Here is a 19,756-nt window from a genome sequence, read left to right as displayed (position 1 = left end):
CGCGACCTCGGACTTGTTCGATTACATCGAAATGTTTTATAACCCGGTTCGTCGGCATGGTTCCGCCGGCGATCTTTCACCGATTGAGTTCGAGCGGCGCTACGCGTTAAACGGCTCGTGAGTGTCTATGAAACTCTGGCCGGTCCACACGTGGTATCAGCCACTCACGCCGAATGTTCCTGGCTCGCTGGGGACCGCGCCACGAGTTGCTCATTGCGCGTTGCGCGGCAGACGTGTAATAGATCCCGTCCCGGCGAGAACCGTCGCGCTCCGCCGGAATTGATGCGCTCGACTTCCAAGACCACAGCTAGGATGTGGATCGCCGCCGATGATGCCGGTTATCCGCATCCTTTACCCAATCCGGCCGAATGGCGGACGCGTAGGCCTGACCGGTGCGTGAACCTTCGCCGCTTGCCTGTGCGCGCAGTCCGAGACGTTCGTCAATTGCATGAGCGACAGTCGAAGATTTTGGCAGACGGCCGTCATCGCAGTCGGCCCAGAACATGTGCATCGCGTCGAACAATACTGCGAGGATCGCGGTCAGGTAAGGCAGCCGGACGATTACACCGCCGCCCATTGAATCGCCATCAACAGGACCGTTGTGCTCGCTCGGCACGTCGGCCGGCATATCAATCCGTAGCGCATCGAGTTCACGCTGCAATCGCTCTTCAACGCAATAGTGCGCGGTCGCCGAGTTCGCCAGGACCTTGCCAAGCTCGCACAGCTTCTCGTCTTTCAGTTGAACGCATCTTGTGAGACGACGAATCTGCGTTTCGGCCCTTCGCAAACGGAACTGTAAGGTCGCGCATTCGCAGGCCGGTGCCGAGCATGCGTTTGTATCACTCGATTGCCAAACATTATCGCGTTGCTCCATAGCAGGCCTCGCCTCGAACGTGGCGATATGTACTCCACACACCGCGAGAAATCGGATCGCTGATGCACCGAACTGACCGGACTCATCGCGCCGGCCCAGATGAGTGCGTCTTTTTTCGTTCCTTCACGCTGCAGTGTCAACTGTGAAGATTGGGGGGGACACCAACCAGCAATCAGCACGTCCGCCGAATTTGAGCTATCTGGACAAACGAAACATCAAATTACAACATTTTGGAAGAGTGAGTCTGTCAATGGCGAGACATCACGCACGTACGAAAAAAACGCGGCTTGTCAGACGTTCTACGCTTGGCACGATCTGGCCAATACAAAATAGGTATCCTCATTGTGTCCTCAACGCAATCCAATGGAGACAGTCCCAACCCGCCCTGGCGGCTCAGAGCGGTTGACTGCACATCGGCGCCCAGCGGGCGACCGTCCAACAAGCCGCTGATGATCGTCAGCAATTTGCGTACCCAACCTCGATCGCCCAATGGACGACTTCGATTGTTCCACCAGGTCCGCGGCCTCGGAAGCGACAAATAATCGACTCCCGGTCCAAACGATGAGAAAATCGCGCAATCGTTCCGATTGCGCTGTCGACAATGGCATGTCGCAGACATGACGCGTCGCCCCGAATTGGACTCTTCGAAGCGACCATTTCAATACTGTTTCTTTTAACCACGTGGAGTGAAGAATGCCACCTATCAAGAGTTGAAAGCCAAGGCTGATGCACTGCTCGTGCAAGCGGAAGAAGCTCGGCAGGCCGAACTAGCGACCGTGCTCAAGGAAGTTCGCGCGCGTATTCAAGAGTATGGTCTCACGCCGGAATAGGTCTTCGGCCGTAAGCGCGTACGCCGCGCGAATGGCAGCCAACCCGCGACGCCGAAGTATCAGGATCCGAAAACGGGCAAGACGTGGAGCGGGCGTGGCCGCGAACCGTCATGGATCAAGGGTAAGAAACGTGATCGCTTCTTGATCGCCGAATGATCACCGCAGCGTAGCGATCGGTCGCCCTACGGACACTCTCTGGGCCTGCAGCTTCATGCTGCAGGCCCATTGAATCTGTATCAAGCCGTGCCGGCCCAAGCGATTCAGATCCGCCTAAGAGACGGTTTCAAAAAGACGCGTAGCTACTGTTAACTTTTCTCTCGACCTGTTAACCTGAGCCGTCGTGACAACCGGATCAGGGAGATGGGCAAACCGATCATTGACGACGAGTTGTGGAAACTCATCGAGCCACTTCTACCGCCTGCCAAGCCCCGTCGGTTCAAGTACCCGGGCCGCAAGCCCGTGCCGAATCGCGCAGCGCTGACGGGCATTCTGTTCGTGCTGAAGACCGGCATTCGCTGGCGCGATCTTCCTGCGGAAATGGGATGTGGCTCGGGCGTGAGTTGCTGGCGACGGCTGCGGGACTGGCAAGAGGCTGGCGTGTGGGATGCATTGCACGCGTTGCTGCTGACCAAACGACGCGCGGCAAACCAGATCGACTTCTCACGTGTGGTCGTCGACTCCTCGTCGATTCGAGCGGTTGGGGCGGGCGAAAAACTGGCCCGAACCCCACCGATCGAGCGCGACCCGGTTCCAAACACCACCTCGCCACCGACGCCAACGGCACGCCGATCGCGGCAATCCTGACCGGAGCCAACCGCAATGACGTCACGCAACTGATCCCCCTGATCGAGGCGATCGCGCCGATCAAAGGCGTTCGCGGTCGGCCACTGAGCCGGCCCAAACGCGTCTATGCGGATCGAGGCTACGATCACGACAAGTACCGGCGCATCCTGCACGAGCGAGGCATTCCCACCAGCATTGCCCGACGCGGACAACCACACGGCAGCGGGCTTGGGAAGGTTCGATGGGTCGTTGAGCGCACGCATGCCTGGATGCACCACTTTCGACGTCTCCGTATCCGATTCGAACGGCGTGCCGACATTCATGAAGCGTTCCTCAAACTCGGTTGCTCCATGATCTGCTGGAACACTTTGCAGCGGACTCAGCAGTCTTTATGAAACCGTCTCTAAGCCAATTCTTCTGATCCAATGACAACTTCGGCTCCAGTTCCGTTGCCCGAATCAGTGCGGTGCGCAAGACGTTGCGCACATCCTCGATTGCAGCAAGGTTCATCCAACCTCTTCAGGTGGTGTCGGATTAGCGTCGCTCTTATGGCGTTCGAGCAAGAACATTTCGGCAGCCCCTCCCCCATTCTTGGCGACGGCTTCGCGACTACCGGCCGAGACAGCAACTGGTTGTTCGGGATCGTCGCCACGCCTATCACGACGAACCATCCGCGGGACATCGAAATTGGTCGCACGTACGAAAGTTAGGACGATCGATGCGACGAGCGCGGCGAAATCCGCATCGCGGTCCGCAGTGGATAGCCAGGCAATGCCGCCTGCGAAAGAAAAATCGTCGGACAATAGGGGATTGTCAGCGGGACAGTCGTCTGGCGCGCCGGATCGTTTCGCTTGACGTGCATCAATCGCGGCTCCTCCGGGCGAATTTGATGTCCGTCAACGCGCCGTCGCGGCTTCGCTCGTAGATTTTCCATGAGAGTGATGATGCAACAGCGGTGCGACCGGAAGGCCGTGCATCGCCGACGCGCCTCCTTGCGTACGCATTTCGGTACACGGTGCACCATCCGGAACCGCCATGATGACACCTGTCTCTCCCCGTCGCCAGGCCATTGGCGACCCGCCCGCGCGATGCTTTTTCAATCCGTACCGGCACGGCTTCGTCCGGATCGCCGTCGCGGTGCCGCCGGTGCGCGTAGCCGACCCCGTAGCCAATGCTGCCGGCACGATCGACGCGATTCGCTGCGCGGCGCATGTGCGCGCCATCGCGGTTGTCTGCCCGGAACTCGGGCTGTCGGCCTATACCTGCGACGACCTGTTCCAGCAGCAGGCGTTACTCGATGCGTGCGTCGCCGCGCTGGGCGACGTGGTCACCGCGTCGCGCGAACTCGCGCCGATCGCCTTCGTCGGCGTGCCGCTGCGATTCGGCGCGGCGCTCTACAACTGCGCCGTAGTCGTGCATCGTGGACGGATCTGCGGGATCGTGCCGAAAACCTATCTCGCGAACTACCGCGAGTTCTACGAGGCCCGACAGTTCGCGCCTGGTGATGCGCTCGCCCAGGAGACCGTCGATCTGCCAATGCAGGCCGCGATTCCATTCGGCAGCCACCTGCTATTTCAGGTCCGCGCGCAGCCGCTACTGAAGTTTCACGTCGAGATTTGCGAGGACCTGTGGGTGCCGCTTCCGCCGTCGTCGTATGCTGCCCTCGCGGGCGCGACGGTGCTGGTCAACCTGTCCGCATCGAACGCAAGTGTCGCGAAAGCGGATTACCGGCGCGCACTTGTCGCCAACCAATCGGCCCGTTGCCTCGCGGCATACGCATATAGTTGCGCGGGAGCCGGCGAATCCACGACCGATCTCGCGTGGGACGGCCACGGCATGCTCTTCGAGAACGGTGTATTGCTGGCCGAGGCGCGGCGTTTCGCACCGCCGCCGCAGCTTGTGTACGCTGATGTCGATCTTGATCGTCTCGCCGATGAGCGGATGCGGCAGACAAGCTTCGAGTATGCAGCGATGCGGCACCGGGACACCTGCACGGCCTTTCGCACGATCAAGCTCGACGCTGATCTCGATGACGGCGGCCCCCTTTCGCTGGCGCGCACGTGCGAGAGGTTTCCATACGTGCCGGCAGATCCGGCAATGCGCAACGAACGCTGCGAGGAAATCAGCGCGATCCAGGTGCAGGGGCTCGTCACGCGGATGAAAGCGGCCGGCGTCGAACGGTTGGTCGTCGGCGTATCGGGCGGGCTCGATTCGACCCTGGCGCTGCTGACCTGCGTGCGCGCGACCGATGCGCTGCTCCTGCCCCGCGACCGTGTGCTCGCGTGCACGCTACCGGGTTTCGCGACCAGCCGGCGAACTGCTGACCAGGCAGTGCGGCTGATCCGCGTGCTCGGCTGCCGGCACATCGAAATCGACATTCGTCCCGCCTGCATGCAGATGTTTCACGATCTCGGCCATCCATTCGCACACGGCGGTGCCCACTACGACGTGACGTTCGAAAATGTCCAGGCGGGGATGCGCACTGACTACCTGTTCCGGCTCGCGAACCGGCATGCAGCGCTCGTAGTGGGCACCGGCGATCTGAGCGAGCTTGCGCTCGGCTGGTGCACATATGGCGTCGGGGACCAGATGTCGCACTACGCGGTTAACGCGAGCATTCCGAAGACGCTGGTCCACCATCTCGTGCACCAGGCAGCCGAAACCGGGCCTTTTGCCGGACCGGCCGGGCCGGTGCTGTACGACATTCTGGCAACTGCAATCAGCCCCGAACTGATACCGGGCGACGCGCCCGCCGAACCGGCGCAGCAGTCCGAAGCGGTGGTCGGCCCGTTCGAGCTTCAAGACTTCAACCTCTATTACCTGCTGAGGTTCGGCTTCCGGCCGTCCAAGGTCGCGTATCTCGCTTGGCATGCATGGCACGACGCCGCAGGCGGCGTATGGCCCGACGTGCCGGATGAGAAACGGCACGCATATTCGCTCGGCGAAATCAAACGCTGGCTCGAAATTTTCATCGTGCGGTTCTTCGAGGGCATGCAGTTCAAGCGCAGTTGCCTTCCGAATGGGCCGAAGGTAGGCTCGGGTGGCTCTCTGTCGCCGCGCGGCGATTACCGTGCACCGAGCGATGCCTCCGCGCAAGCGTGGCTCGCGGATCTCGCTACCGTGCCGGAGACCGTCGATGGTGGCCGCCCCGCCCCGCCGCCGGCGCGCTGAAGCGCAGGTTGCCGCGTGTTCAAGCGACGCGACCGGCGGCGTCGAGCGCGGCGACGAATCCGTCGAGGCGGTTCGGCACGAGCCGGTTGATGCCGTTCGCCTCGTCCCGGCCGCCACCCTCCCGAAATGCGCGGCAGAGAGGATCGGCACCGTACGGTGCGGCGACCAGAGCGCGGACTCTGATTGTGTACCGACCCGCTGCCGACAACGTCAGCACCGAGTGAGCGCGTGCCAGTTGGCGAACACGCCTCGTCCGCGGCGCGCCCAGCGCGTGTCGGGGAGGATAGGGATGTTTACCCCCGACAGAGCGATGTTCGCGTGCTACCGCTCCGCGCGCGCGATATCGGGTCGGCGTTCGGCGCCCGACTTGCGCGAGCTCAGCGGACTCTGGCACGATACACAGTGCCGGTCTCGTGTCCAGACCATGAGCGGAGCCACGGAAACGATATTGCACCTCAGCGGAACACCGACGAGATGCGCTGCCCCACCGCAAGCGAAGTCGCGATAGCGACCCGGCGTGCAACTCCGGACAGCAATGCCGCCTGGCGATGGACGACGTCGCCGCCTGGGTTCGCATGCGACGCGAGTGCGCATTGCCAGGAACGTGCCGCCTCGAGGTCGTGTACAAATTCGGCATCGCTGATCGGACGGCAATCCCGGTAGTAGGCCCCACCGCCACGAAACGCTGCCGGCTCGCGTACCGCGACCGACGCGTTGGCCAGATCCCCGAGCTGTCCGCGGATACCGCACTGCAGGACGGGCGCAGCAATGGTCACGTGACCGGGGCATGCCAGATGGACCTCGAGGAGCGCCGCGCGCAGTATGTCATCGTCGTCGAGGCCATCGCCGACGACGATGACGGATCGACTGCGCAACGGCACCGGTGTCACGAATCCGCGCACCAGATGGTTCACGCGCGCGATTGCTGCCCGCTCGTGGCGAATGGCCCGGTCGAGTTGCACGGCGCTTACGGCGCCGCGTCCGAGTATTGCACCATCGAACACGCAGGCCCCCGAGCCGGAAATGGTACCAACCTGCGTTGCATCGACTCGCGACAGGCATAGTCGTCCGACCGCAACGATATCAAGCCGGGCCCGCAACACGTATGCAACCTCGAGTCCGACCTGGATGCCGCCGCGCGCCAGTGCGATCACGACGACGTCATCACGCTTCCCGCACGAGTGCAGCGCGAGCGCAACGTGCCGGCCGGCATCGCGCCGGTTCAGAAACACCGGACAGGTTCGTGGAATCATGTTCCTGCTCGCGCTGCCGAAGCGGGTGGGCGGGATGCCAGCATGACGATTCGCGGCTCGCCGCATTCATCAGGGTACCTGAGGACCGGGTGTCGAGGGAACCGCGGTCCACACGCCGTTGCACGACGCGACATACGGATAGTATCCGCGCGGATCGTTGCAGTAGTACCACGCGCTTGCCGGCGGGAGACCCTCTGGTGTGGGTGGCGGCCGCTGCATGACGATCGCCGGCGGGATGTACGTCGGAAACGGATACATGGGTGCCGGATAGAAGTACCAGTAGCCGTCGACGATCCACCACCACGCGTAACGCCCGTCGTGCCAGTCCTGGACCCAGCGACCACCCTGCCATCGCGCGCTCTCCCTCGGCGCGAAGTGGCGAAAGTCCCGGCCGTGGAAATCCTGGCGGGGGACGTGGCCCGCATGCTGCGCGCGTGCCGGCTGCATCGCCAACGCACAGCATGCCGCCGTGCACAGCGCGAGCATGCGGCATACGGCCCCGATCCTGCTCATGGTCATCACCCTCGAAAGAGATGCAATCCATCGTATTGGCGCTGCGCCGCGCGACGTTGATCGCGATCAACGGCACGCCCGCGGCCCGGCCGAAAACGGTTGCGATCCGGCGGCTCTTCGTCGTCCGCTGCATGGCCACACGTCGCACGGGCGATTGACGTGCATCAAGCGTGCGGTCCGGGTCGCTGGAAGAATGGATCGCGAACATCGAACGAATCGGCCTCCGTGGCAGGTCTTCTCATGAACGACTCATCGCATGTCGCGCCCGTCGTCGAAACCGACCGGCTTACCCGGCGCTTCGGCGATTTGTGCGCGGTCGACGCATTGACGCTGATAGTGAAGCCCGGGGAAGCGCTCGGCCTGCTCGGCCGCAACGGGGCCGGCAAGACGACGGTAATCAAGATGCTGACGACGCTGCTTCCGCCAACGTCGGGTCATGCCACGGTCGCCGGCTTCGACATCGTAAGGGCCGCCGGTGCGGTGCGCCGCACGATCGGCTACGTTCCGCAGGCGTTGTCGGCAGACGGTGACCTGACCGGCTACGAAAACCTGCTCGTGTTCGCGAAGCTGTACGATCTGCCGCGCGCGGAGCGGGCCGCGCGGATTCGCGACGCGCTCGCATTCATGGAACTCTCCGAATTCGGCGACAAGCTCGTGAAAACCTATTCGGGCGGCATGATCCGGCGCCTCGAGATCGCGCAGTCCACCCTGCATCGCCCGCAGGTCCTCTTTCTCGACGAACCGACCGTCGGGCTCGATCCGATTGCCCGCGCCACCGTCTGGTCGCTGGTCGAGCGGCTGCGCGCCGAGTATCGTGCCGCGGTTCTGTTGACGACCCATTACCTCGACGAAGCCGAGCGGATGTGCGATCGCGTGGCCATCATGAGCCGCGGCCGCGTGACGGCGATCGGAACCCCGCGCCAACTTGCCGCGAGCGTGCGGCCCGGCGCCACCTTCGACGATGCGTTCGAGCATTTCACGCGTGACGACGCCGGTTCGGAAGGATCCTACGATGAAACCTCGCAGACTCGCCGCACTACCCAGCGGCTCGGATGAGACCAGCACGACCGCCCCCGTGCGTGCGCGCATGCCGCGTGCGCTTTGGCACACGGCCGGATTCGTGATGAAAACGCTGGCGATCGCCGACATGGAGATCCGCAAGCTCAGGCACGACCCGACCGAACTTGCGACGCGCGCGATCCAGCCGGCACTGTGGCTGCTGATCTTCGGGCAGGTGATGAGCCGGGCACGCGCGATTGAAACGGCCGACATGCGCTACCTCGATTTTCTGACACCGGGATTCTCGCGCAGAGCGTGCTGTTCATCGCGATCTTCAACGGCATCTCGATCATCTGGGAGCGGGATCTGGGCATTGTCCACAAGTTTCTGGCCACGCCGACGCCGCGCGCCTCACTGGTAATGGGCAAGGCGCTGGGCGGCGGTGCCCGCGCGCTGGTCCAGGCCGCAGTGGTGATGGCGCTCGGGGCGATGCTGGGCGTGCACATGCGCTACGATCCGGTCGCGCTCGCCGGGCTGGTGCTGTTCGTCGTGCTCGGTGCGGCGGTCTTCTCGACCTTCTCGCTGATTATCGCCTGCCTCGTGAAGACGCGGGAGCGCTTCATGGGCGTCGGACAGGTGCTGACCATGCCGCTCTTTTTTGCCAGCAACGCGATCTACCCCACCGCTATGATGCCGCGCGCGCTCCAGATCGTCGCGCACCTGAATCCGCTCAGCTATCAGGTCGACGCGCTTCGCCTGCTGCTGTTGCCCGGTTACGGCGCGATCGCGCACATCGGGCTCGCGACCGATTTTTTCGTGCTCGCCGGTTCGCTCGTGTTGCTGGTGACGACAAGCGCACGGCTCTATCCGCATATCGCCCAGTGAGCGTGACTGGCCGTCAGAACATGAACGTTTCCGACATCTTCATTTCGATCCACGTCATGCCGCTGCGCAGACCTTCCGGCGCCGCCTCGCGCTCGGCCGCGAAGACCCGATGATGCTGGAACACGCGCTCGCACTTGTTGTTCGGGGAGCGGATCATCACGTGGACGCGGCAGCGGTAGCCGCCGGTATCGACGGCTACCGTTTCGATCACCACGGACCAGTCCGCTTCGTGCAGTTCCCCTGAAATCGCCATGGTCGCTCCCCCTTCCTCTCTGCTTTCGCGCAGGCCGCGGTCCGGGCTGTCCTGACGCGCGTCGATTTACCGCGTCGGCAATCCGACCGAAACCGGTCAAACAACACGTTGATGATGTTCACTTCTCGCCGCCGTGGCGACGATTCCCGTGTGTCCCGGAGCGCGATCCGCGGTGGAGATGCCTGGCCCGATGCCTGATGAGCAGGAGCGGGCCGACGACGAGACCCATGACCGCCGCCCACAGCAGAAGCACGTAGCCGAACAATTGCCAGAATTCGCCTACTCGCTGCTCGCGGATCCATGTGCGGCAAGACGCGACGTCGCTCGCGGCATCCCGATACGACGCGCGATGCACAAACAGGGGCTGGCAGAGACCGATGCCACCGACGGACTCTTTACCGGGGGCGCAGGCGTCCATCCCGTCCCGCAGGCGATGTTCGCCGCGCGGAAGCCGGCCGGTTTCGCTCATGTGCCGTGTGACCAATCCTGGGTCAACTACAGCCATAGACTGGGGAGCACGTTGGGCCTCGATGTACCCAACGATTTTCGCCGGCAGTCAAGCTGCCACAATGCGGCTTGCGAGTGCCCTCGACACGTATCGCTCCCGCCGTCATCCTGATGATTCCGAGCCAGTTCCAGATTGCGACTGTGTGCGCTGGGCGCACGACAGCGTTCATTTCGTCTCTATCCGGGTGGGTGGTGGCTGTCCAACCGTGACGACGTCGCCGGGCCTTTCGCCGTAAGGCATCAAAACGGCAGCCGCTTCCGCGACTTGCGGCAGTACGAGATCCAGAGCCGGCAAGCCGCCATACTGGTGTGCAATGAGGATACCCGCGCAAGCGACGGCCGATGCGGTTACCAGGCCGAACAACACAGGTTCCAGACGATGGAAAAGTCGATACACGAGATTGCCTCCTCCTCTATCGCAGTCACGCGCGGGCCGGCGTGCGCGAAGCCATTCACCGACCATCCGAGCCACTTGACGCGAACGTTGTCCAGCGCCTACCTGCATTCCCCAGATCGGCCTCGCCGCAGGACGCGAGAATCACGTCGCGCGCGCGGTCGCGCAGGCAGGCCATCGCGCGAAAGTCGACACCGTCGGGCTGAAGCGGACCGCCGATCGTCACGTCAACCATGTGTCGATGCGGCAGCCATTCGCCGTCGCAAAGCACGGCGCGCGTGCCTTTCAACGCCACCGGCACGACGGGCCGGCCGTTGACGCACGCGGCTCGAAACGCGCCGAGCCGGAACGGTGCCAGCCCCGCTGTTCGCGTGAATGTTCCTTCGGGGAAGAACAGCAGCGTGTCGCCCGAGGCATGCGCGACGAGCACCGCCTCGTCCTCGAGACTGCGGCGATAGTCACGCCGCTCGACGAAGCACGTCCCGAGTGCCCGCAGCATCCGGCCGATAAACGGTGTCGATGCAAGCTCCCGTTTCGCGACGAACCGGACCGGGCGCGGCAGTTGCGCGAATAGCACAACGACGTCGATGTAGCTCGCATGATTCGCGACAACAATCCCAACGCCTTCGCCGAGTGCGTCCGGCACGCCGCGCAGGGTCGTGTGAATGCCCGCAAGCCGCAGGAACAACCGGCACGCAAGGGCGGCACGCCGCCAGTTGCTCTCCCAATCGCCACGCCACGCGACGGATGCACAGACAGCCGGCGCGAACAGAGCAACCAGCATCCAGCAATAGACGCCCCATGCGATCCCGGCCGCTCGCCGCAGCGTGCGCCGCGCGACAGGCACGACGCTGCACATCGCCAGCTCCACGAACTGCGTCGCCGCCGCCGGCGTGCGCGCCGCACAACCGCCGCGCTGTAGATATTGGTTGAGCGTTGCCTCATGACGTATCTTGCCGCTCGGTGTCTTCAGGATCGCATTGGGTGCAAGGATGCCGACCTCCTCTGCAGGTGCGCCCCACAATGCGGTCGTGGCGTCATTGACACGGCTGCGCAGGCGCGCTGCCGCAGCTTCATTCGTGGCGAACGACTCGACAAGAATCACGAGCCGCTCGGTTCCCGAAGTGGTGTCGGACGCGCCGCACACCGCGACGCCCGCCGGCACGACATCGGGCAGACGCGCGATCGCAGCTTCGAGTTCGTACGGAAAGTAGTGACGGCCGCCGCGAATGATCAGATCCTTCACGCGACCGGTCACGTACAGCTCACCCTCCGACAGGTAGCCGAGATCGCCACTGTCGAGCCACGTGCCGTCGAACATGCCGGCCGTATTTGCGGGATTGCGGAAGTAGCCACGTGTGGCCGAATCGCCGCGAAACTCGATGCGCCCCGTGCTGCGCTCGGGCAGTGCTCGCCCGCCTTCGTCGACGATGCGCATCGCCGTGCCCGCGAGCGGTTGCCCGCAACTCGGCACCTCGAGCGCATCATCGTCGTCCGATGTGAGGTCGGCCCTTCCCGTTTCGGCGAGTGCCGTGCGCGATACGCGATCGACCAGCATCCCCCGCCCGGGCGGCGGGAATGTCACGCCGAGCGTGTTCTCGGCGAGCCCGTAGACGGGCGTCAATGCGTGCGCGTCGAAACCCAGTGGCGCAAAACGAGCAGCAAACGCGCGCATCGTGTACGGATTGACCGGCTCCGCGCCGCAACAGGCCAATCGCCACGCTGACAGGTCCAGATCCGCGAGCGAATCCACCGCGAGATGGCGAGCACATCGCTCATACGCGAAATTCGGTGCGGCAGAGATCGTGCCGCGATAGCGCGCCAGCGCGCGCAGCCATAATTCCGGTCGAGCCAAGAACACGAGCGGTGGCATCACGACGACCGGCACGCCGAAGAACATCGGCGCGAGCCATGCGCCGATCAACCCCATGTCGTGATAGAGCGGCAGCCAACTGACGACGACATCGGTCGACCGCACATCCATCCGTGTGCCCATCGCGCGGATATTCGCGAGCAGATTCGCATGCGTAAGCTCGACGCCCTTCGGCTCCCCGGTGCTACCTGACGTATATTGCAGCAGCGCGAGATCACCAGCCTTCGCTGCCGGCACCGGCACCGGCAGCGTTGCACTCGCGAGCTGGCCCGGAACGAGCACGTGCTGCAGCGTCGCGACACGCGCCTTCAGGAGCCGTGCGGCCGGCGCGGCCTCATTGAACGACACGAGCGCCTTGACCTGCGCGTTCGCGAAAATCGCCGTGTGGCGGGCAACGTGTTCGGCCAGCTGATCCGGCCGCAACGGTGGGTAAATCGGAACCGGCACCGCTCCACACAGCAGGATCGCGATGAATGCCGAGAAATAGTCCGGGCCGGTAGGTAGCATCAGCGCGACCGTGTCATAGGGACCGATTCCTTTCGCACTCAGCCTGCCGGCAAGCGCCGACGCGTCGCGATACAGACGCGCGTAGCTGATAGTCGTCTCCCTCTCGCCGTCCGCAAGCAGCACGATGTGCGTACGGTCGGGGTGCTGTTCGACGTGCCAATACAGCGCATCGACCAACGTTCGGCAATCGGCCGGGATCGGCCACTCCGGTTCGGCGAGCGCCGCGCTCGGGTGGTCTGTCTTGTAGGCTGCGGGCGTCCGGTTGCTGTTCAGCGCATCCAGCAGGTCCCTCGGCGTTGTCGCCGAGGCGAATACGTCGACCGGCAGGCGCACGCCGAACGCTTGCTCGATGCGATCGAACAACTCGGCGCGCGTCAGGCTGTCGAAACCGAGGTCGCTGTCGAAGCGCGCGTCGAGGGATGCGCGGCGCGGCGTATCGCGCGTGCCGTACAGTTCGGTCGACAGCGCATCGATGAGCGTCAGCAGGCGCGCAGCATCGACATCGGGACGCACGGCTTGTCGAATTTCATGATCGGATTCCATCGGCGATCGTCCGCCACTTGTGGCTGTCGACAGGTATCACGCTATGTCGCCCGAAGCGGGGCGAGATTGATCCAGGTCACCCGCATAGTCGGATAGGCACGCCCCCGAAAGGAGTTGGCTCCCTGGATGGGGAACAGGTCAGCGATCTCGGAGCAGACTGCGGCACAGTCGGAGTTGTGGATCGGCATGTTTCGGATCCACGCTGTGCGTGGCTAACGACAGGTGCCAGTAGCGCAGAAGATCGAATGCGGTCCTCTGGCCCGACCGGCTGCGTAAAGGCGGTATCAGTTCGCCGCTGCACCTGACCGGTTGCTTCCGGTCTTTCCCATGCCGCCGTCCGGTCGGACGGATTCGAAGGTCGCCCGCTCGAGTTCCGTCATCCAGTTCTGCCAGGGCATATTCCGCGCACCCGCCCCAGCCAGCCGTCCCCAGCCCTGCAGACCGGCTGCTTGGCATTCGCGCAGCCAGTCGACTAACGCATTCATGCCCTCGTGCTGCACGCGTGTCGACCACGCTGCAGTGTCCAGCCAGATCCCTAAACTCGCCTGCGCATATGTACTCAACGATTGCTGCCAGGCGTCACCGAATGCCCGCCAGTCATGGGCACCTTCAAGGCCGGCTTGCAGCCGACGTATCGTGTCGCTATCGCGATCGATCCTGCGCTGCTGCAGCGCCTGCCATTCGTTGCGCAAATCCAGTCCGCGCGCCAGCATGCGGAGGTAAGCATTACAGGCCGCCCAACTGTCGCCGGCGGATGGCTTCACCATGCTCTCCGTACTCATCTTCCTGTCCTCGCACCCGAACGATTATGAAATGCTGATCAGTCGACCAGACCGCTCATATCTGGATCAGACTCAAGTACATAGTGACGCGGCGCCGCACGCAGTCCATTGATGCTCGTCAAATGCGTGGCCACGAACGACGCGTGGCTCGATCCGTACCCGTAGTCCGACAGTGCCGCTTGATCCAGATCAGCGCGATCAGAACCCGCGTGATGATGAAACGGTCGACGCCTGCTCAAGGGAAGAACCGTGTATACGAACATTCTGATCGCGCTCGATGGCAGCGAGACGTCATCCAGCGCGCTCGATGCCGCACTGACGCTCGCGTCAGAATCGGCTGCCCGGCTTACGCCCGTCTATGTCGTCGATTGTTTCGTGCCCTTCTACGACATGTACGGCTATGATCCATCAATCCTGCTCGACGCTTTCCGTGAAGAAGGACAGCGTGTGACACAGGACGCCGCGAAGCGTATGGAAACGCGCGGCGTATCCGGTACACCTCGGATGGTTACTGTCGAGCCGGTCGGCGAGGATGTCACGCAGCGGATTCTGATCGTCGCGAAGGAGATTGACGCCGACCTTATCGTGATGGGCACTCATGGCCGCCGAGGCTTTCGACGCCTCGCGCTGGGTAGCGTGGCCGAGCGTGTCCTGCGGCGCGCCGCGTGTCCGGTGCTCCTGATTCCCGCGAGTCGTCCGCCGGAACATGCTGCCGAACCCATTGCCGTGTCGACTCAAAACGAGCAGTCGTGAGCGCCGCTGCTCCGGCTCCATTCGACATCCACGGTAGTTCTACAAGCAGCGTTAACATCGAGACGCGCACCAAGATCAGATGAGACCGAGGTCCGTCAATCTGCGCCGCCCTTCGAAATTTGCTCGCCCGCAAGGGGCATTGCGCGTTTCTACCCTAAAGTGCTTCGGCGCTGCTCTCACGGTTGTGCCAGCCTGCTGCCGGTTCGAGCGGCTCAACCGCAGCAGTTTCGTCGAGGTGAAAGAGCGCATCGAATTGTGAGGCGAGCGCGGCTTCGAAATAGTGACTCTGCCGCTCCGTCCGAGGCATGTACAGCACGCCAATTGCGCGTTCAAGCAAAGGTTCGTCGAGCGTGCGTGAACTGTCGCCCTGCATCGGCAAAAAGAATCGGTCGTAGCCCGTGGTGTGGAAAAGATGCTCCCAACTATCGAGCTGCGCCGGACGCACCCACTTCTGCTCGACCTCGCCGTCCCAATGGGATGCAGCAGACACATGCCCGGTGTACGTTGTGAATCCAACCAGCAACGCCCGATGTCGAGCCTTCTCGCGCACGATCTGACCAAGGTTCCATTCCCCGCGCCGCCGTGACTCCGTCGCGCGGGCATCGCCAAGATGCGAGTTGTGCGCCCAGACGATCACCTTCCCGCTGCCGCCGCGGCGCACGCGGTAGCGCGTCAGCGCGAACAGCGTGCCGGCCATGTGGGCGTCGCGAAGATTCCACGTGTTCAGTCGGCTACCGAACATTCCACGGTAGTAGGCTTCTGCATTGACCACGACCCGCGCATTCTGCTCGGCGAAGAACTGCGCGTCGAGTGCATCGGTGCCATCGCGTGCAAGATAGTCGAATTGGTCGGCACGCAATTGGAGAAGTTGCTGCACTGCTCCAGCCTGAGCGGCAGGCCGAGTGCCAAACGCGGCAGCATAACCATAGGCCTGCGGCTCCCGAACATGATCGAGCGCCGCGTAGCGCTCGCGTGCCAGCGCGGCTTCTGCCGGGTCCACGCCCTCAAGGTAGCGAATCACGGCGTCGGCAGAACGATAGAGGCTATAAAGGTCGAGTCCATAGACGCCGACCCGGTCTCGCTGTGGCCGCGTCGCATTGATCCCACGCAGCGCCGAAATGAAATCACACACCTCTCGATTGCGCCACATCCAGACGGGGAAGCGCTCGAAGTCGTCAAGTGCGGACGAAGCGTCGTCGGTCCCGTCGCCCTGCACGAAGCGGTCGATTCGCCATGCGTCGGGCCAGTCGCCTTCAATGGCAACGGTGTCGAAGCCGCACTCGGCGATAAGCCGCAATGTGATTTCCCCGCGCATGCGGTAGAACTCCGCCGTGCCGTGAGTTGCCTCGCCAAGCAGAATCAGGTCACGGCCGCGTGCCATTTCCAGAAGTGCGTCGTAGTCAGTGCTATCGCCGTTCATCCGCTGCCCAAGTGCGCGAACGGCAAGGAATGGGGTTTTAGGCGGCTGCATGATGAGTTCCCTCCATGCGAAAGACGGATGTGATGCCTTGAATGGCCGGCAGCCCCACGGGCTGCGGTTTGCACAACTCTCCAGTAGAGATGCCGATCAATGCGTGCCACCCTCCGGTGCCGAGGTACGCACGTGCCCGTCATCATCGCTCGAAGCGTCCTGTTGCCAATCCTGCGCGGCGACGATGCAGGTTCGCACCTCTTCGTCGCTCGTTTGCGCAAAGTCGGCATAGAACTGGCTAATGCCCATGAACCAGTCCGACTGCATCACGTAGATGAAGTCGTCGGCAATTGAAGCAAAACGGGATTCGGCCCCGACCGGGCACACCGGCACCGCGACGACAATTCGCTTGGGGCGCCGTGTGCGTAGTGCATCAAGGGCCGCTTGCATCGTTGATCCAGTCGCCATGCCGTCATCCACGACAATGACGGTTTTGCCTTCTACCGCAGCCGGCGGCCGCCGTCCCCGGTAGGCCAGCTCGCGTCGTTCAAGCGTGACGCGTTCGCGCGCGATGGCATCGAGCACCTGTTGCTCCGTGACAGGGACGGCACGCAGCACCGACTCATTGAGATAGAGTGCGCCGCCCGTCGCGATTGCCCCGATCGCAAGCTCCGGATTCTGCGGCGCCCCCAGTTTACGCACGACAAGGACGTCGAAGGGGCAGCGCAATTGCCTCGCTACCTGATAGCCAACCGGCACGCCTCCGCGCGGCAATGCCAGCACCACGACATCGCTGCGTCCGGCGTAACGCTCCAGCACTGCGGCGAGCTGCTTGCCCGCATCGGTTCGATTCCGAAAAATGGTACTCATGGCCAATATCCAGTAGGCGATATGCCGAGCGTCCAGGTAATGCAGGGGAAGCTCGATGTACATACTTGCACGTGCGATACGGCAAGGTTCTGCGTTCAGAATGACCGGGCAGCCAGCCAACGTACAAACCAGCCAGCGGCAAGGCGCATCACCTGGTCAAGCGCGCCGGGCTCTTCGAACAGGTGCGTCGCGCCCGCCACGATTGCCATGCGGTGCTCACAGGTCAGTTGCTCGGCGGCCTTACGATTCAGCCGAATCACCTCGGTGTCGAGTTCGCCAACGATCAACAGTGTTGGCGCGCAGACCGACGGGAGCGCCGTCCGCGCGAGGTCAGGCCGCCCGCCCCTCGACACGACGGCGCTCACCGAACTCGCCGCCGCAGCCGCGACGAGCGCTGCTGCAGCGCCAGTGCTCGCGCCGAACAGGCCGACCTTGAGCGACCCGATATCTGTCCTTTGCGCCAGCCAGGCCAGGGTCGCCTCCAGCCGGCGAGCCAGCAGCGCAATATTGAAACGGTACGTCGCGTCGACGTCGTCTTCTCGCTGCTCCTCGCGCGTCAGCAGGTCAAACAGCAGCGTTGCGAAACCCGCATGATGCAGACCTGCCGCCACTTGCCGGTTGCGCGGACTGAAGCGGCTGCTGCCGCTGCCGTGCACGAACACGACGACCGCGCGGGCGCCAACCGGAATCTCCAGAATCCCGCCAAGCGTTACATGATCAACGGGAATCTCCACCTCCTGCGTCTCCATCCGTCTCTCCTCGCATCATCGCGCTGCGCAACGCGGTGCCAACCACATAGGCCCCGGCATATGCCATGCCATTGCGCTCGATCGAGCACGACGGCGACGCCTCTTGTTTAAATCATCGTGTCTGCGTCGCGCTCGCAATTGATGCCGATCAACTGCCCACAGTGGACAAATACTGCAACCGACCGGATGACCACGGGACAACCATCTGGTCCCGGTGGCACACCGTCGCCATAATCGTTAATGCACCGTGGGCTTCACCGATAGACGTGCAGTCACCGGCCCCGCGTCGAGACGGAGAGTGTCGCGAGCCGCGCCGGCGGCCGGTTCACTCTGCCCGGCATCGCGTTGCGTCCACGCGTGCGCGTCACCGCCCATCGCGACGTAAAGCTGGGCCGTATCGACATACCGCTGCCCTTTCGCTCTCGCGTAGCCGACGCGCGCCTGCGCGTACAGGCGCTGTGCCTGCAGCACGTCAACGAGGCTCGCGATTCCGACACGATAGCTCTCCTGTTCAAGGTCGAGCGACGCTTTCGCCATGTCCAGCGCTTCACGTTGCGCAGCGAGCGCGTCCGCATCGTGCTCGAGCGCACGCAGCGTATCGGCGACCTGGCCGAACGCTGTCAGCACCGTTTGCCGGTAGGTGCCGAGTTGCGCGTCGAACGCATCGATCGCCTCGCGCTGCTGCGCCTTCAGCGTGCCGCCATGAAACACCGGCGCGGTCAACGCGGCCGCGACGGACCACAGACGGTTCGCCGAGTCGAACAGCGGCCCCATCGCGCTCGCCGCCTGCGTCCACGAAACGCGCAACGTCACGTCCGGATAGAGCTGTGCCGTTGCGATGCCGATCGCGGCGCTTGCGGCATGGAGCTGCGCCTGAGCAGCCCGAATGTCGGGCCGTGCCTGCACCCATGCCGACGGCAGGCTGACGGGAATGTCGAGCGGCAACGCAAGCGTGCCGAAATCGAAACGCGGCGCCTGCCAGCGTGCCGGCGTTTTGCCGACCAGAATCGCGAGCGCGTCCTCTGCCGCGCTCAACTGCTGCGCGAGCGGCGGCGCGAGCGCGAGGTCGGATGCCAGCTGACTGCGAGCCGCGAGGACATCGCTGTCCGACGCCTTGCCCACCTCCCGCTCGATGCGGACGAGTTCGACGTTGTGCCGGTCCACCGCGACGATGTCGTCGACGGCGGCCATCTGCTCGCGCGCGCTCGCTGCCGTCAGCGCCTGCGTGACCGTGTTGCCGGTCAACGCGAGATAGACGGCGGCGAGCGCGTCGCGCTGGGACTCGGCCAGCGCCGCCTGCTGTTCGACCTGCCGCCGCACGCGGCCGAACAGGTCGAGGTCGTAGCTGACGGTTGGGCCGACGGTGAGCAGATTGTCTACCCCATGGGCGGCCCCGCCGACGCCCGTGCGGGCACGTTCGCCGCTGGCCGCGATATCCGCTTGCGGGAACATCCCGCCGCGCGCCGCCAGGATCGCCTGCTGCGCCTGAGCGAGCGTCGCGCGCGCGGTCTCGAGCGTCGGGCTGCCGGCGATCGCCTGCGCGACCGTGTCGTCGAGTTGCGACGAAGCGAACGCGCTCCACCAGCGATCGGGCACGGCCGCGCCCGTTTGCGCATGCTGGGTGCCGTCGCCGCGGCCTGCCGGCGGGAACGCCGCGGGGGACGGCAGGAAGCCGGTGTCGGGCGGCGGCGCGGGCGGCACGTAGTCGGGCCCTGCCGCGCACCCGGCGAGCAGCGGAACCGCACCCAGCAGCGCGCCCGCCCGCATGCGCCGGAGCAATCGGCGACACGTCGGGAGACGGCGGAG

Annotated in this window: 18 protein-coding genes and 1 pseudogene; 7 read left to right on the top strand and 12 right to left on the bottom strand. The window is 63.9% G+C overall.

The window, feature by feature from the left end:
* Nucleotides 1-121 (top strand): IS3 family transposase (locus tag DPV74_RS03850; protein ID WP_155651108.1); only part of this gene is annotated, 121 nt, incomplete at its 5' end.
* A gap of 186 nt (nt 122-307) precedes the next feature.
* Here DPV74_RS03850 and DPV74_RS03845 read toward each other — a convergent pair.
* Nucleotides 308-874: a hypothetical protein gene (locus DPV74_RS03845; protein WP_162922936.1), complete on the bottom strand. Its 567-nt coding sequence runs from the start codon at nt 872-874 to the stop codon at nt 308-310.
* A gap of 686 nt (nt 875-1,560) precedes the next feature.
* Here DPV74_RS03845 and DPV74_RS03840 point away from each other — a divergent pair.
* Nucleotides 1,561-1,860 (top strand): annotated as a pseudogene (locus DPV74_RS03840) (H-NS family nucleoid-associated regulatory protein).
* Between the two features lie 204 nt (nt 1,861-2,064).
* A protein-coding gene (locus DPV74_RS03835) for an IS5 family transposase (protein ID WP_119336554.1) occupies nt 2,065-2,882 on the top strand; the annotation gives its coding sequence in 2 pieces (ribosomal slippage) (nt 2,065-2,413 and nt 2,413-2,882; 819 coding nt in all).
* A 111-nt stretch (nt 2,883-2,993) separates the two neighbouring features.
* Here the strand turns inward: DPV74_RS03835 and DPV74_RS03830 are convergent.
* Nucleotides 2,994-3,290 carry a hypothetical protein gene (locus DPV74_RS03830; RefSeq protein ID WP_134319665.1) on the bottom strand — a complete coding sequence of 99 codons (297 nt, stop codon included), beginning with the start codon at nt 3,288-3,290 and terminating at the stop codon, nt 2,994-2,996.
* A gap of 232 nt (nt 3,291-3,522) precedes the next feature.
* Between DPV74_RS03830 and DPV74_RS03825 the strand changes: the two genes are divergently transcribed.
* Nucleotides 3,523-5,658 carry an NAD(+) synthase gene (locus tag DPV74_RS03825; RefSeq protein ID WP_119336553.1) on the top strand — a complete coding sequence of 712 codons (2,136 nt, stop codon included), beginning with the start codon at nt 3,523-3,525 and terminating at the stop codon, nt 5,656-5,658.
* 455 nt (nt 5,659-6,113) lie between these two features.
* Here the strand turns inward: DPV74_RS03825 and DPV74_RS03820 are convergent, their stop codons facing one another.
* Together DPV74_RS03820 and DPV74_RS03815 are read right to left on the bottom strand one after the other, a co-directional pair.
* Nucleotides 6,114-6,911: a hypothetical protein gene (locus tag DPV74_RS03820; RefSeq protein WP_134319666.1), complete on the bottom strand. Its 798-nt coding sequence runs from the start codon at nt 6,909-6,911 to the stop codon at nt 6,114-6,116.
* Nucleotides 6,912-6,980: 69 nt separating this feature from the next.
* Entirely contained in the window at nt 6,981-7,424 is a 444-nt protein-coding gene (locus DPV74_RS03815) for a hypothetical protein (protein WP_119336562.1), read from the bottom strand.
* Nucleotides 7,425-7,523: 99 nt separating this feature from the next.
* Between DPV74_RS03815 and DPV74_RS03810 the strand changes: the two genes are divergently transcribed.
* Nucleotides 7,524-8,480 (top strand): ATP-binding cassette domain-containing protein, encoded by a 957-nt coding sequence (locus DPV74_RS03810; RefSeq protein WP_240439916.1) that lies wholly within the window; start codon nt 7,524-7,526, stop codon nt 8,478-8,480.
* Between the two features lie 258 nt (nt 8,481-8,738).
* A complete protein-coding gene (locus DPV74_RS03805; protein ID WP_240439915.1) occupies nt 8,739-9,308 on the top strand; it encodes an ABC transporter permease in 570 nt (189 codons plus the stop codon).
* 13 nt (nt 9,309-9,321) lie between these two features.
* Here the strand turns inward: DPV74_RS03805 and DPV74_RS03800 are convergent, their stop codons facing one another.
* The 4 genes from DPV74_RS03800 to DPV74_RS03780 all read right to left on the bottom strand — a co-directional run bounded on the left by DPV74_RS03800 (nt 9,322) and on the right by DPV74_RS03780 (nt 14,167).
* On the bottom strand, nt 9,322-9,561 hold the full coding sequence (locus DPV74_RS03800; RefSeq protein WP_119336550.1) for a hypothetical protein: 240 nt from the start codon (nt 9,559-9,561) through the stop codon (nt 9,322-9,324).
* A 118-nt stretch (nt 9,562-9,679) separates the two neighbouring features.
* A complete protein-coding gene (locus tag DPV74_RS03795; RefSeq protein WP_205571881.1) occupies nt 9,680-10,030 on the bottom strand; it encodes a hypothetical protein in 351 nt (116 codons plus the stop codon).
* Between the two features lie 490 nt (nt 10,031-10,520).
* Nucleotides 10,521-13,385, bottom strand: a complete 2,865-nt coding sequence (locus DPV74_RS03790) for an AMP-binding protein (RefSeq protein ID WP_119336549.1) — start codon at nt 13,383-13,385, stop codon at nt 10,521-10,523.
* Nucleotides 13,386-13,669: 284 nt separating this feature from the next.
* The gene (locus DPV74_RS03780; RefSeq protein ID WP_119336548.1) at nt 13,670-14,167 is read right to left on the bottom strand and encodes a hypothetical protein; all 498 of its coding nucleotides are present in this window, start codon (nt 14,165-14,167) and stop codon (nt 13,670-13,672) included.
* Nucleotides 14,168-14,416: 249 nt separating this feature from the next.
* Here DPV74_RS03780 and DPV74_RS03775 point away from each other — a divergent pair, with 249 nt between their 5' ends.
* On the top strand, nt 14,417-14,920 hold the full coding sequence (locus DPV74_RS03775) for a universal stress protein (RefSeq protein ID WP_119336547.1): 504 nt from the start codon (nt 14,417-14,419) through the stop codon (nt 14,918-14,920).
* Nucleotides 14,921-15,074: 154 nt separating this feature from the next.
* Here the strand turns inward: DPV74_RS03775 and DPV74_RS03770 are convergent, their stop codons facing one another.
* The 4 genes from DPV74_RS03770 to DPV74_RS03755 form a co-directional block, all read right to left on the bottom strand.
* Complete coding sequence (locus tag DPV74_RS03770; protein ID WP_119336546.1) at nt 15,075-16,391, bottom strand: erythromycin esterase family protein; 1,317 nt, start codon at nt 16,389-16,391, stop codon at nt 15,075-15,077.
* A 96-nt stretch (nt 16,392-16,487) separates the two neighbouring features.
* Nucleotides 16,488-17,201, bottom strand: a complete 714-nt coding sequence (locus DPV74_RS03765; protein ID WP_119336561.1) for a phosphoribosyltransferase — start codon at nt 17,199-17,201, stop codon at nt 16,488-16,490.
* A 95-nt stretch (nt 17,202-17,296) separates the two neighbouring features.
* On the bottom strand, nt 17,297-17,950 hold the full coding sequence (locus tag DPV74_RS03760) for a dienelactone hydrolase family protein (protein WP_119336545.1): 654 nt from the start codon (nt 17,948-17,950) through the stop codon (nt 17,297-17,299).
* Nucleotides 17,951-18,187: 237 nt separating this feature from the next.
* Nucleotides 18,188-19,717, bottom strand: coding sequence for an efflux transporter outer membrane subunit (locus DPV74_RS03755; RefSeq protein WP_162922935.1), 1,530 nt, complete (start codon nt 19,715-19,717; stop codon nt 18,188-18,190).
* Nucleotides 19,718-19,756: the final 39 nt, after the last annotated feature.

The organism is Burkholderia sp. HAN2018, assembly GCF_024704855.1.
GTDB lineage: Bacteria > Pseudomonadota > Gammaproteobacteria > Burkholderiales > Burkholderiaceae > Burkholderia > Burkholderia cepacia.
The sequence above is the reverse complement of the archived record's forward strand: the minus strand, read 5'-3'. Positions and strand labels throughout refer to the sequence as shown.

What these genes read in the sequence shown, in the direction of transcription:
- DPV74_RS03845 (WP_162922936.1), bottom strand. Translation starts at nt 874, where the DNA reads ATGGAGCAACGCGATAATGTTTGGCAATCGAGTGATACAAACGCATGC.
- DPV74_RS03825 (WP_119336553.1), top strand. Translation starts at nt 3,523, where the DNA reads ATGATGACACCTGTCTCTCCCCGTCGCCAGGCCATTGGCGACCCGCCC.
- DPV74_RS03820 (WP_134319666.1), bottom strand. Translation starts at nt 6,911, where the DNA reads ATGATTCCACGAACCTGTCCGGTGTTTCTGAACCGGCGCGATGCCGGC.
- DPV74_RS03815 (WP_119336562.1), bottom strand. Translation starts at nt 7,424, where the DNA reads ATGAGCAGGATCGGGGCCGTATGCCGCATGCTCGCGCTGTGCACGGCG.
- DPV74_RS03800 (WP_119336550.1), bottom strand. Translation starts at nt 9,561, where the DNA reads ATGGCGATTTCAGGGGAACTGCACGAAGCGGACTGGTCCGTGGTGATC.
- DPV74_RS03795 (WP_205571881.1), bottom strand. Translation starts at nt 10,030, where the DNA reads ATGAGCGAAACCGGCCGGCTTCCGCGCGGCGAACATCGCCTGCGGGAC.
- DPV74_RS03790 (WP_119336549.1), bottom strand. Translation starts at nt 13,385, where the DNA reads ATGGAATCCGATCATGAAATTCGACAAGCCGTGCGTCCCGATGTCGAT.
- DPV74_RS03780 (WP_119336548.1), bottom strand. Translation starts at nt 14,167, where the DNA reads ATGAGTACGGAGAGCATGGTGAAGCCATCCGCCGGCGACAGTTGGGCG.
- DPV74_RS03770 (WP_119336546.1), bottom strand. Translation starts at nt 16,391, where the DNA reads ATGCAGCCGCCTAAAACCCCATTCCTTGCCGTTCGCGCACTTGGGCAG.
- DPV74_RS03765 (WP_119336561.1), bottom strand. Translation starts at nt 17,201, where the DNA reads ATGAGTACCATTTTTCGGAATCGAACCGATGCGGGCAAGCAGCTCGCC.
- DPV74_RS03760 (WP_119336545.1), bottom strand. Translation starts at nt 17,950, where the DNA reads ATGGAGACGCAGGAGGTGGAGATTCCCGTTGATCATGTAACGCTTGGC.
- DPV74_RS03755 (WP_162922935.1), bottom strand. Translation starts at nt 19,717, where the DNA reads ATGCGGGCGGGCGCGCTGCTGGGTGCGGTTCCGCTGCTCGCCGGGTGC.